Consider the following 13,023-nt stretch of genomic DNA (forward strand, 5'->3'; position numbering starts at 1 on the left):
ATGACTACATGACTACATGACTACATGACTACATGACTACATGACTACATGACTACATGACTACATGACTACATGACTACATGACTACATGACTACATGACTACATGACTACATGACTACATGACTATTAGTTAGTACTTTTATATTCACTTAAAACTAAAGGGAGTCAATGCTCCCTTTATTGTTTCTAAGCTGCGCTAACTTAATTCACTATCACTGTACATGAGTTAGACTCATGGCTACAGAACTTAAATTAGTTCCACCAACCTTTTGCAGAAATCACTTCAAGGTGATTCAAGCCTTCAGGCAACTTAACTTTTTTACGCGCTGGCTTGGATAAACCGAGTGCTTTTTTGATTGAATTCAGCATTTTAGCTCCTTAATAAAAATTTTTATTAAGCAAAAGTTGTTTCGGTAAAACGAACATTTGGTACCGCAGCAACATCAATTGATTTGAAGCGAACATTTGGTACTGCAGCAACTTCAGTTTGTTTGAAGCGAACGTTTGGTACCGCAGCAACTTCAGTTTGTTTGAAGCGGACATTTGGTACCGCAGCAACTTCAGTTTGTTTGAAGCGAACATTTGGTACAGCAGCAACTTCAGTTTGTTTGAAGCGAACGTTTGGTACGGCAGCAACTTCAGTTTGTTTGAAGCGAACGTTTGGTACGGCAGCAACTTCAGTTTGTTTGAAGCGAACATTTGGTACTGCTGAGAAGGTATCTATGCTATCTAAGGAAGTAAGATTGCTTACAGCAGCAAGCGATGATGTTAATGCTACAACAGTTAATATTCCTTTAATCATTCTAATTATCTCTCAGGGTAGTTAATATTGATTTATTATTGACACTAATAGCGCTGTTGCACTTGTTGTGCCAATGTTGTAAATAAAAATCAAATTGAGAGTTAAATGATTAGGTAATGTTGCTATTAGTGTTTGGCTTTACCATGTCTTCTTGAAGTAGCTGAGTAAATTCGGTCTCTTTTATGGCCTTGCTAAAAATATAGCCTTGAATTTCTTCACAGTTAAGTGCCCGTAAAATGTTCAATTGTGCTGCTTGTTCTACGCCTTCACCCACAACAGAAAGCCCCATGTTATGGGCGATGGTGATAATAGAATCGACCATTTTGAGATCGCGATCAGATTTATCTATATCGTCAACAAAGGCTTTGTCAATTTTTAAAGTATGAATAGGAAAGCGTTTTAAGTATGAAAGGGACGAGTACCCAGTGCCGAAATCATCGAGTGCTAAACTGACGCCCATTTTAGCCAATTGCTGCATGACAATAATTGCCGTTTCCGGCTGTTTAATGACGGTTCCCTCAGTTATTTCTAATTCAAGATGACATGCGGGGAGTTTAGTGAGTCTTAATATTGACTCTATTCGCTGTTGAATATCAGGCAGTGCAAATTGACGTGACGATAAATTGACGGCGACTCTGCCGCTGAATATGCCTTGTTCACGCCATTTTTGCGCTGCGAAACAGGCCTTGCGTAAGACAATTTCACCAATTTCAACAATCAAACCGTTTTCTTCAGCAAGTGGAATAAAGTCATTGGGGGGAATTAAACCATGTATTGGATGATTTAATCTGACTAAAGCCTCCATACCTGCAATTTTACCGCTTTTAAGATCAACCTTAGGTTGATAATAAACTTCAAATAGATCATCTTTTAAGCCTTCACGGATAAGATTTTCTATTTCTAATTGCCTAATTGCATGTTGGTTCAAGGACTCAGAATAAAACTGGTAGCAATTACCTCCCGCAGACTTAGCATGGTACATAGCAATGTCAGCCTTTCTCAGTAATGCTTGCTCGCTTTGCTCATCTTCTGGGAATAGCACTATGCCAATACTTAATCCTAGGACTAGCTGTTCATTGCTAACGTCAAATGCAGGTTTTAATCCCTCAATAATACGGTTAGCAATCGCAGCGCTGGCGCTTATATCTGAACTCTTGTCTAATACAATGGCGAATTCATCTCCGCCTAGACGATAAATACTGGTATTTTTAGGAAGTAAGGACTTAATGCGGGTAGCAACGAGCTTTAATAATGCATCCCCAATTTGATGGCCTAAGGAGTCATTAATACGTTTAAAATTATCAAGATCAAGCACCATAAGCGCATGAGCTATTTCTCGATTCACTAGATTATTTAAGGTCACTTGCAAGTTGGAGCGATTAGGTAGTCCGGTTAAGAGATCGTTATTGGTTAATTTTCTAAGTTCTTCTTCTTGCTGCTTACGTCTTGATATATCAGAAAAAACACCGACATAGTGTGATAATTCGCCTAACTCATCATAGATAGCATCGATAGTGAGTTCCATATGGAAGTGACTGTTATCTCCTCTGGCTGCTTCGACTTCATTTGCCCAGCGACCTTGCTGTTTTAACATAGTTCTAATTTGGGTGGAGAAGGTTTCTGGATATAAATCAAATGTGAGTAAGTTGCCAATAAAATCAGTTCGGTTACGTAATGAAATTTTACAGCAAGCTTCGTTGACTTCGACAAAACGGTATTCGTTGTCGAGGATAAACATGCCTTCCGAAATGTTTTCAATTGCTTTTTCAAAGAGTTTTAGTTGTTCTTCCTTTTGTTTAAACTGACTAATATTTTTAATCGTTCCAGTCATTCGCAGGGCATTATCTTTGTCATCCCGCTCTACAATTTTGGCACGGTCTAAGATCCATACCCAATTGTCGTCTTTGCCTTTTACCCTATATGCGGCTTCAAAATGATCTGTTTCACCATAAAAATGCTTATTAAGCGCTTCACGAACACGTTCCTGATCCATAGGATGTATATTACTCTCTTCATCCGATTTTCCAGAACGATGCCCATCACGGGGAAATTCAAGAGCTCCCCAGATATTGGAGCGAAAAATATTGCCAGTTTCTATGTCCCAGTCCCACATTTCATCACCACTTCCCCAAAGGGAAAGTTTTAATCTTTCTTCGCTGAGTGCTATTTGGCGTTGCACTTCTCTTTTTCGTAATATAGCTTTAATAATAAAAAAAGTTATTAGCAATGTAGTTATGAAGTAAATTAATTTTGCCCAATAAGATAGCCACCATGGAGGCGATATATAAATGTTAAGGGAGTTTACTGGACCTTTTGCTCCGGTGACAGGGTTTTCACCAAATACATTAAAAATATAATGACCAGGTGAGAGGTTTGTGTAGGTTGCAGAGTTTGTACCTTTTGCAGTAATCCATGTATCAGATAGGCCATTTAGGTTATAAAAGTACTCAATATTTTTATGACTTGACTTCGGAGAGTTGAACTTCAATGTAAATGGATAGTCTGAATATTTTAATTCAATTATTTTTGATTTTGATATACTTTTTTCTAGTGGGTTATCGCCTATATTAACAGTTTTATTAAATACTAAAAGCTCACTGATATTGGTGTTTATAACATTGTTTTCAATATAAGATATTGCATTGGCTTTATTTATGGCACTAACGCCAGTTATTCCACCAAAAAAGAAACTGCCATTCCAGAATATCCCACTCTGATTATTGTATTCTTCTTGACTACCATAGTCAGTCGTTAGTGTTAGTAATTTCCCATTTCTGCTTAAAATTAACTCATTTATGGAAGATGCCATAAAGTCATTACTATTATCAATTGCGATTGAGTAAATTGGTTTGTTTGAGTTATAAATTTTATTGATTTCTAACGTTTCTTTATTAGTCGAATAGATTGAAGTTCTAGTTCCAAAAAGATATTCATTTGGTGTCTCAGTTATGCAATAAACAAAATCATCATCAAAAATTGTTTTTTCGTTGCCGTTAGTATCTATACTTACCAATCCACCTTGAGTAGCAAGTAGAAGTGTGCCATCCAGAGTCTGTTGAATTTGGAATATTGGGTGCTTATTCTTTAGTGATAGTTTACGAATTTTTTTTCTATCTAGTAGATCAATTATGTATATGTCTGACTTACTTGTTCCTACAATTAACTCGGTTCTTTTTTGGTTTTTAAATAGAGTGACAATACTATCGCTTAATAGTGTTGTTTTTAAATCCCCATTAAACTCATAAAGGCCATTGTTACCTCCAATGATGAAAGAGTCTCTGTTCCTTATAATATATTTAGGTCCTGATATTTCTGTGTCTATTTTATCCTTGAAGATAAAGTTCGAATTATATATTTCTACTTCACTACTATCATCAGATGTCACAATTTGTTCATTGTCTAATAAGCTTATTGACCAGATGTTTCCGATAGGGTTTATTAGGGACTTTACAACATTGCTGCTGTCTCTGATTAGAATGAATCCCATATTTAATGAAGGAATTATTGTATAGTTCTTCGTCCTATAGGCTTGAACTTGATTAGTGATTTCTTTCTTTTCTAATACATAACCTTTTGATGTTACCTCTGATGATTCAAGGTTTGTTTGTATTACTTGACCATCAATCACTGCTAGACCTGTATACTCACCAGCAAGAAATTTCGGTATGTCTTCTGATATTTTTTTATAAATACCATCTGATGTTAAAATATAAACTCCACTTTTGCCTTTTACTATGTCTACAGATTGTAGGGATAAAATAGTAGTTGTTGAATCTTCGTGATAATGAATAATTCTACCATCATGATTTCTTACAATGTAGCCGTTATTAGTCTTAATTGCTTTCTTTATGAAGCTAAAGCTTTTATCTTGATATGTTTTTATTATTTCTAAATTATCTTTTCTAATATCAATGATCTTGTTTTTAGTACCTATAGTATAAATTTCACCATTGTCATTTATAGACCATATGGCTTCATTTATTTGTTCCTGTTTTTTGAAGGATTCAAGTTCTGAGTCGTAAACATTTAAACCATTGTCAGTTCCAACTAACATTGTTTTATTGTCAAATAATAGGCTTTGAATAAATGAACTAGAGAGACCAGAGTGATCATGTGCAAAAAAATGCTTAAATTCTTCACCGTCGAATCGATTTAATCCGTTCAAAGTACCAATCCAGATGTAACCATCATTATCTTCAATGACTGATGTGACTGTACTCTGGGATAGGCCTTCTGGGACGCCATAAGACTCAGTTTTTAAAGCGATTGGTAATTGTTGCGCTTCTGCGGTCGATAGGAAAATAGCTAGAAGAAAGAAAATTCTCAAGAGTGCTTTAGGCATAGTGTTTGTTCTTATTATCCGAGGATGCCATGAAACAATTGTGTTACATCACTTTTCCAGAAAGTGAGCGGTTTGTCAAAGTGGAGTCTGCAGAAAATCCTTTTAACAGCATGTAGATGCAGTAAAATTGTTCAGTGATGGAGTGGTAGAACATGGGCTAGCCATGTTTTACATCAGGATTACGTCCAACACTGAAAGATACGACTATAGTTGGACTGATTTGTAGCGGTTCTGTTTGTTTACCTAACTTTGCTCACAAATGTGTGAGCAAAAGTGTTTTTTGTTTAGAAATTAAACTTTTCTGCCGTTTGCTTAAAAACTTTAAGATCCGTGATCATTTTGTCTGACATCAGCGCTGCTTGGGTTCTGTGTTGTTCACCTGTGCTAAATAACACTAAGCGATCGCTGTGCTTAGTACGCATTTTACGCATCATGAATTTGAGTAAATCAGTGCGGGTGAGCTTAGTGATTTCGTCTACGACGAGTTCTCTTTGGTTAAATTGATAATCTCTATTGCCGACACTGACCCAATAACGTTGACTGCGAGTTTTGAGGTTCGCGTCGTGCTCCATGATTTGATTAATCAGACCTACCTTTGTGCTTTCCCATTCTTCGTTGGTGATTTGCATCACTGCATAATTAAAGTCGGCAATAAACTCGTCGATGGCTTCTAATAAATGCAGGGGCCCAGTTGTGGGTGACTGAATATAGAAAATAAGTCCAGGATGACGATTGAGCGGCAGGTAACCTGTGCCTACCATATAGCCCAACTGTTTTTCAGTACGCAGCTCATGGAAGAAGGTGGACGACATAGTGTGATTCAGTAAGCTAAATAGCGCCATTTTTTCGGGTGTTGCCACGGCAGATTGGTAATACACAATAATTGCGCTATCTTGATGATCTATTGCGAGTTCTCTCAGTAACGTGCCTTGGCCTGTTAAATTCACTAATTCTCTGGTGGACTCGGCGCTCGGCGTCGAAACTAAAGATAAAATGTGCTCTAAACGTTTGCCAAGAGCTTGTGCTTCAGAGACTAGCCAATCCCCGTAGACTAACCCTTCAAGATAGATCTTTTCGTAGAAGGCGCGTACATGGTTATGTAAATCTTCTAGGCTAATATCTTCCAACATTTGAGCCATGCGTGCTGGTTCATAACTGCTTTTTTGCAGTGTAACAGTCAGGCTAGTAAATAATTGTGAAATCGGTTTAGCCTGTGTTTGATTCTGCCAACTGCGCAGAAGCTGAGATTTTATGAGGGCAAAGCGCTCTTCGGTAAAATTGCGCTCTCTGGCTTTATGGATTAATAGCGCTAATAACGTTTCTTGATTGCCGGTAAAGCCCGATAAATGCAGTGTAATTCCGCCTTGATGCGGATAAATGTTATAGCTTAATCCAGCAACTTCGGCCTGATAGGTTGGCTCGGTGAGATAATCGAGTAGCATTTCAACATATAAGCGGGTGAGGGCGGCATGCCTTGGCGTTTTACTTGCCTGCTCTGAATCCAGCGATAAATACATGTGACCTTTTGGCACATTAAACTCATCATCTTTCTTATGCCAAATGCGGTATCCAGTTGATTCAGCAACGATCACTGGCACGTCAACATCGCTCTTATCCGGACGGGCAATCGAGTCGGCGACAATAAAAGGATTTGCAGCCGGTAGCTGTAATTCAGGGCGAATATTGTTCACTTGCCAACGAGCTAGGGACTGTGGCGCAATTGGGCGGACTTTGTACGGCGTGTGATACCAGTTAGCTTTACGATCCGTTTTAACCGATTGGGCGATAAGCTGCAGGCGCATATTCTGTGGCACCATGAGCTCAAGTAGCTCAATGGTTTCAGGGATATCCAGCCCATCCATCCGATAATCGCCAAAGACCAAGTCTTCGACTTCATAGTGATGCATATTGATACTGAGATGGCTGGCTAAATCGAGTGATTTAACTTGCTCTTGATAACGAAACGCCATTTTGAGCAGGTTTGCACGCTCCAAATAACGCCATTCATCTAAGCCTTGGGTTTTGATAAGTTCAATATACTCAAAACAGCAGCTGATAATTTCATCGAGATTGCCTAGCCCTTTATCGGTTAACTGTAAACCGATACTGTAATCCTTGAAGTTATAGCCATTTACACCGCCGCCCGCAGACAAGTTGTTCACTAATCCTTGTTCTTTTAGATACGACAACAGACTGCCATGACTCTCATTACCTAAAATATGGCTGATATAAGTCAAAGGCTTACGTTTGTAGTAGTGATCAATTCCTGGGAAATTAAAACTGATGCTTAAGCGTTTTTGCTCCTTAAGCGGCACAATATCGATTTGCCTCAACAGTTCTTTTTCTGAAAATAGTGGTACTTGAGGATAGTTTTTCACTAAGTTCAAGTTTCGGATCCCACTAAAATAGTGACAGGCTAAATCTTGTAATTTATCAAGGGAAAGCGGAGCGACTAAGCACAAGGTCATTAAGTTGGCGCTGTAATGGCTTTGATAGAAATCGAGTAATTCACTACGTACCTGTGCTTGTTCTCCGCCTAAGGTGACTAAGTTACCCACGGAAAATTTCGAAAATGGATGCAGTGGGTTGACTGTCTCTTTGAGTACTTGATAGGTTCGACGGATATCATCTTTTAGTTTTAAACTAAATTCAGATTCAATAGCTTGGCGTTCTCTATCGACTAAATCTAAATCAAATTTTGGGGCGATAAAAAATTGGCTGAATCTGTCTAAGGAGTCGGCAAACACTTCTTCATTGATGGTGAAAAAGAAGTTAGTGTGCTCTGTGCCTGTCCAAGCGTTATTGCTGCCGCCATGCTGATTAATAAAGGCGTGATACTCGCCTGAGTCTGGGAATTTCTCAGTACCTAGAAAGAGCATATGCTCTAAAAAGTGCGCCATGCCGGGTCTATCTGCGGGATCATCAAAATGACCCACGCCTACAGCCATAGATGCGGCAGCTTGGCTAGCATCTTGATCTTCAACCAATAACACCCTGAGCGCATTATCTAATACAAGATAACGATACTGGCGGTGATCATTTGGACTTTTATATATGGACTGAGAGGCTTGCAAAGAGACACTCCGGTAACGATAGCTTGTTATATATTGATAGTCTTAATGGTTTTTAGCAAATATCTCTTGTGTTTATCGACTAAAGATTAAGTCTTGTGAGGTTTGTTGAAACGGATTTTAGGGCTACAATTGGGATAAAACAAAAACAAGTTTGAGTCGCGAGAGAAGTATGCAGCTATTTTTGATGAGACATGGTGACGCCGGATTTAATGCTCAGTCTGATAGAGACAGAACACTGACCGATGTTGGAAGGCACCATACTGTGTTGATGAGCAACTGGCTAGCTCGCAGTGTGGCTGATTTCGATCTTGTTTTAGTTAGTCCTTACTTACGAGCACAGCAAACGTGGCAGGAACTGAGTCAGCATTTTCCTGAGCCGCGTAAGTGGCTAGTCGCCGATGATCTTGTGCCTTCTGGCGATCCCGCCAATGTAGCCGCCTTGGTTGTTGCTTATGCTGAGTTATACAAAGCGGATAAAGTACTCGTGATTGCTCACATGCCGTTACTGGGCTACTTAGTCAGTGAGTTAGTGACTGGCGTTGAGCCGCCATTATTCGCGACGTCAGGCATTACGCTCATTGATAAACATGCCGAGCAAGCCTCAATCGTGTGGCAGCACGCCCCGCATAGTATTAGCTAATCTAGGTTTATATCTCTTTTACAAAACAAACGGCCCACATTAAATGGGCCGTTTGTTTTCAGCTAAATAGTAAATGTTAAAGCCTAAGCCGATAGCAAGCTAACGTCTATGCGGTTGCTCACCAATATCAATCAGCACTAATAACGCCGCATCGCCGCCCCATTCTTTAGGGGCCTGATGGAAAGCCTTCACCATAGGATGCTGCACTAACCACATGGGAACTTGTTGTTTCAATATGCCACTGCCGTAACCATGCATAATGCAGCAGCACAGACTCTGTTGTTTGACGCAGGCTTGAATCAATGCTGCTAGCTCAAGTTTGGCTTCCGATTGGCGATAGCCGTGTAAATCCAGCAGTAAATCTGGCTGGTAATCTCCACGTCTGAGGCGTTTGAGTTCTAAACTGTCAACACCTTCTTCCAACCAACGCATCGGCCCTTGTACAGGCAGTAGTGGTTGATAAGTATCTGAGAAATAACTGTTAGCATGCAGTTGCTGCTCTTTCAGTTCTATTTCCTGTTTGGTTTTTAAGGGCATGCGAAAGTGTCGCTTATTTTGGGTGATGGGTTTAATTCCATCAATAAGCTTTGAGAACATCGCCAAGCCTTCTTTGTCGTCGTCTTTATTCATGGCGGGTATTCTATTGAATCCTATGGTTTCTGAATAGAGTTCAGTTACAATGTTTGCGAACAAACTAGCGGGAGCACGTTTTGGATAAGATCTTTGTAGATGAAGCTGTGACAGAATTACGTACTATTGGCGATATGTTACGTTGGGCCGTGAGCCGTTTTAACGATGCCAATGTGTATTATGGTCATGGTACTGATAATGCGTGGGATGAAGCCATCGCCTTAGTTTTCCATGCCTTACACTTACCCGAAGAAATCGGTCAGCAAGTGATTTTAAGCAACTTGACCAGCAGTGAAAAGCATAAAATTGTCGAGTTGATCATTCGTCGGGTGAGAGAACGCTTACCTGTGCCTTACTTGACCAACAAAGCGCGTTTTGCTGGGCTTGAATTTTACGTCGATGAGCGCGTGTTAGTGCCACGTTCACCGATTGCCGAAATGATCGCTAACCGTTTTAGCCCTTGGTTATATAACAAGCCAGTCACACGTATTTTAGATTTATGTACTGGCAGCGCTTGTATCGCGATTGCCTGTGCCTATGAATTTGAAGACGCCGAAGTCGATGCGCTGGATATCAGCGAGGATGCCTTAGATGTAGCGCAAATCAATATCGAAACCTTAGGTGTGATGGACAGAGTATTCCCGATGCAATCGGATCTGTTCTCGGCCATCCCAGAAGGGCCTCAGTATGATTTGATTGTCTCAAACCCACCTTATGTGGATGCCGAAGACATTGGCGACATGCCTGATGAATATCATCATGAGCCAGCCATTGGTTTAGCCTCAGGTCGCGACGGCTTAGATTTAACCAAGCGTATACTCGCCAATGCCGCGCAATACCTCACGCCAACGGGTTTACTCGTAGTCGAAGTCGGTAATTCTATGGTGCATTTGATTGAGCAGTTCCCAGAAGTGCCATTCACTTGGATTAACTTTGAAAATGGCGGCGATGGCGTATTTGTATTGACCCGCGATCAACTGGTTGAAAATCAGTCGGTATTTGGTATTTATCGCGACGCACAATAGCCTAAGATAGCAAATTAGGTTGAGACTTTTCCCGCTGCCAGTTAGGCTTGCAGCGGGAAAATAAATTGTCCAGTACTCGCTGGGCGCGGAGCGATGAACAAATAACCTAAGGTGTACAAAGCGGATGTCTGGAAACAGTATTGGTCAAAATTTTGTAGTGACGACGTTTGGTGAGAGTCACGGTGTTGCACTGGGTTGCATTATTGATGGTTGCCCTCCTGGGCTTGAATTAACCGAAGCCGATATGCAGCATGATCTTGACCGCCGTCGTCCTGGGACATCCCGATATACCACGGCACGCCGTGAGCCCGATGAAGTGCGGATTTTATCCGGCGTCTTCGAAGGTAAAACCACGGGCACCTCGATTGGACTCTTGATTGAAAATACCGATCAACGCAGTCAAGATTACTCTAATATCAAAGATTTATTTCGCCCTGGGCACGCCGATTATACCTACCAGCAAAAGTACGGTATGCGTGACTACCGCGGTGGTGGCCGCTCATCAGCCCGTGAAACTGCGATGCGGGTTGCGGCGGGTGCTGTGGCGAAAAAGTATTTAAAGCAAGTTCACGGTATCGAGATCTACGGCTATATGTCGCAGCTGGGTCCTATTTGTGCGCAGACCATTGATCTTGACCAAATCGAGCAAAATGCCTTTTTCTTCCCCGATGCTAGCAAGCTGGAAGCGCTTGATGAATACATGCGTGAGCTGAAAAAATCCGGTGACTCGATTGGCGCGAAAATCTCCGTTATCGCGACAGGTGTGCCAGTGGGTTTAGGTGAGCCAGTATTTGATAGACTCGATGCCGATATCGCCCACGCGCTGATGGGCATCAATGCTGTCAAAGGTGTTGAAATTGGTGATGGTTTTGGCGTCGTGACGCAAAAGGGCTCCGAAGGTCGTGACTTAATGTCGCCGCAAGGCTTTGAATCCAACCATGCGGGCGGTGTGCTCGGTGGGATTTCGTCGGGTCAGCCGATCATTGCCCATATTGCGTTAAAACCCACCTCCAGTATCAGTGTGCCGGGCCAAAGTATGACGGCGCAGGGTGAAATGGCCGAAGTTGTCACTAAAGGTCGTCACGATCCCTGTGTTGGGATCCGCGCGGTACCGATTGCCGAAGCTATGCTTGCCATTGTGTTGATGGATCACTTGTTAAGACACAGAGCGCAAAATCAGGATGTACGCAGTCACACACCCGTGCTTGGTATGCGATAGGCGTATGAAATAGGGGTATGAGATAGGCGCATGTGATAGATGGTATGCGATAACGATACAACAAGTGGCATGAGATAAAGGGAATGCGTTAATGTCAACTTCTTCTAGCACAAGCCGGCAATTACGCTGGCTTTGTGCCTGCTATTTTTTCTTCTTTTCTATTCTCGGTACTATGGTCCCTTATCTTGGGGTCTTCTTCGAAAATCGCGGTTTTAATCCTCAAGAAATTGGCTTTCTACTCGCCATCCTGATGGCGACGCGCATTGTTGCCCCGAATGTGTGGGCCAAAGTGGCTGACCGAACCGGGATGCGTGCCGAGCTTATCAAAATGGGGGCGGGAGCCGCCGCGCTGGCGTATTTGAGTTTCTTCTATCATGGCGGTTTTGTGTATATGGCGCTGAGTCTGGCCCTCTATACCTTCTTTTGGAACGCAATCCTTGCCCAGCTTGAAGTGATCACTTTAGAAACCTTAGGCGAGAATGCCAGCCGCTACGGCCAAATTCGCAGCTGGGGCAGTGTTGGTTATATTTGCCTAGTTGTCGGTGCGGGCTTTGCCATTGGCCAGTGGGGCACTGAAGTGCTGCCATATATTGGTTTTTCATTATTTATCGGCATGTTAGCCAGTGCGTTGCCATTACCAGCAAATCGTTTAGTGCGTGACACCAGTCAAGTGCGGCCGCCATTACAATGGAATCGGGCGATTATTTGGTTCTTACTCTCGGCGATGTTGCTGCAAATGAGCGCAGGGCCTTTCTACGGCTTCTTCGTCTTATATTTAAAGCAAGCGGGTTACTCAGAATCTTCAGCGGGGATATTTGTCGCCCTTGGCGCTATGGCCGAAATCGTGATGTTTATGTTCGCGCCGCGTTTACTCGGTCGCTATGGTGTTAATACCCTATTGATTGTCAGTATCGGCATGACTTGCTTGCGTTGGCTGTTGGTTGCCTTCGGAGTGGACAGCGTATTGTGGCTTGGTTTTAGTCAATTATTACATGCCTTTACCTTTGGCTTAACCCACGCGGCATCGATTCAATTTGTGCACAGGCATTTCGATGCGAGTCACAGAAGCCAAGGTCAAGCCCTGTATGCCAGCTTAAGTTTTGGAGTGGGCGGTGCGCTCGGCACTTGGATTTGTGGCTATATTTGGGGCGATGGAAGCGGGGCGGTTTGGTCTTGGGTATTTGCAGCAGGATGCGCCTTTGCCGCTATGCTGGCGGTATTCTTTATTCCTAGGGATAAACCTAGCGTTGCCGCCCATGCGGCCTAATAATGTCAATCTAGCAATATCAA

At 41.9% G+C, this 13,023-nt stretch carries 8 protein-coding genes; 4 read left to right on the plus strand and 4 right to left on the minus strand.

Annotation, left to right across the window (positions count from 1 at the left end; genetic code table 11):
- Positions 1 to 395: 395 nt before the first annotated feature.
- The 3 genes from KFE26_RS22445 to KFE26_RS22455 all read right to left on the minus strand — a co-directional run bounded on the left by KFE26_RS22445 (position 396) and on the right by KFE26_RS22455 (position 8,219).
- The gene (locus KFE26_RS22445) at positions 396 to 803 is read right to left on the minus strand and encodes a hypothetical protein (protein WP_198572770.1); all 408 of its coding nucleotides are present in this window, start codon (positions 801 to 803) and stop codon (positions 396 to 398) included.
- 109 nt (positions 804 to 912) lie between these two features.
- Complete coding sequence (locus KFE26_RS22450) at positions 913 to 5,145, minus strand: EAL domain-containing protein (protein ID WP_212601768.1); 4,233 nt, start codon at positions 5,143 to 5,145, stop codon at positions 913 to 915.
- A 284-nt stretch (positions 5,146 to 5,429) separates the two neighbouring features.
- Positions 5,430 to 8,219, minus strand: coding sequence for an insulinase family protein (locus KFE26_RS22455; protein ID WP_168824250.1), 2,790 nt, complete (start codon positions 8,217 to 8,219; stop codon positions 5,430 to 5,432).
- Positions 8,220 to 8,388: 169 nt separating this feature from the next.
- Between KFE26_RS22455 and sixA the strand changes: the two genes are divergently transcribed.
- Entirely contained in the window at positions 8,389 to 8,859 is a 471-nt protein-coding gene (sixA, locus tag KFE26_RS22460) for a phosphohistidine phosphatase SixA (protein WP_212601769.1), read from the plus strand.
- Positions 8,860 to 8,958: 99 nt separating this feature from the next.
- On the opposite strand, the gene smrB is transcribed toward sixA, so the two are convergent.
- On the minus strand, positions 8,959 to 9,489 hold the full coding sequence (gene smrB, locus KFE26_RS22465; protein ID WP_028761044.1) for an endonuclease SmrB: 531 nt from the start codon (positions 9,487 to 9,489) through the stop codon (positions 8,959 to 8,961).
- 80 nt (positions 9,490 to 9,569) lie between these two features.
- Between smrB and prmB the strand changes: the two genes are divergently transcribed.
- The 3 genes from prmB (at position 9,570) to KFE26_RS22480 (ending at position 13,000) form a co-directional block, all read left to right on the plus strand.
- Positions 9,570 to 10,514 carry a 50S ribosomal protein L3 N(5)-glutamine methyltransferase gene (prmB, locus tag KFE26_RS22470; protein ID WP_011788895.1) on the plus strand — a complete coding sequence of 315 codons (945 nt, stop codon included), beginning with the start codon at positions 9,570 to 9,572 and terminating at the stop codon, positions 10,512 to 10,514.
- A gap of 124 nt (positions 10,515 to 10,638) precedes the next feature.
- Positions 10,639 to 11,733, plus strand: a complete 1,095-nt coding sequence (gene aroC / locus KFE26_RS22475; RefSeq protein WP_028761043.1) for a chorismate synthase — start codon at positions 10,639 to 10,641, stop codon at positions 11,731 to 11,733.
- 91 nt (positions 11,734 to 11,824) lie between these two features.
- A complete protein-coding gene (locus KFE26_RS22480; RefSeq protein WP_212601770.1) occupies positions 11,825 to 13,000 on the plus strand; it encodes an MFS transporter in 1,176 nt (391 codons plus the stop codon).
- The last annotated feature ends 23 nt before the right edge of the window (positions 13,001 to 13,023 follow it).

Origin of the sequence: Shewanella sp. M16, assembly GCF_018224605.1 — a bacterium.
Taxonomy (GTDB): domain Bacteria; phylum Pseudomonadota; class Gammaproteobacteria; order Enterobacterales; family Shewanellaceae; genus Shewanella; species Shewanella oncorhynchi.

What these genes read in the sequence shown, in the direction of transcription:
- KFE26_RS22445 (WP_198572770.1), bottom strand. Translation starts at nt 803, where the DNA reads ATGATTAAAGGAATATTAACTGTTGTAGCATTAACATCATCGCTTGCT.
- KFE26_RS22450 (WP_212601768.1), bottom strand. Translation starts at nt 5,145, where the DNA reads ATGCCTAAAGCACTCTTGAGAATTTTCTTTCTTCTAGCTATTTTCCTA.
- sixA (WP_212601769.1), top strand. Translation starts at nt 8,389, where the DNA reads ATGCAGCTATTTTTGATGAGACATGGTGACGCCGGATTTAATGCTCAG.
- smrB (WP_028761044.1), bottom strand. Translation starts at nt 9,489, where the DNA reads ATGAATAAAGACGACGACAAAGAAGGCTTGGCGATGTTCTCAAAGCTT.
- aroC (WP_028761043.1), top strand. Translation starts at nt 10,639, where the DNA reads ATGTCTGGAAACAGTATTGGTCAAAATTTTGTAGTGACGACGTTTGGT.
- KFE26_RS22480 (WP_212601770.1), top strand. Translation starts at nt 11,825, where the DNA reads ATGTCAACTTCTTCTAGCACAAGCCGGCAATTACGCTGGCTTTGTGCC.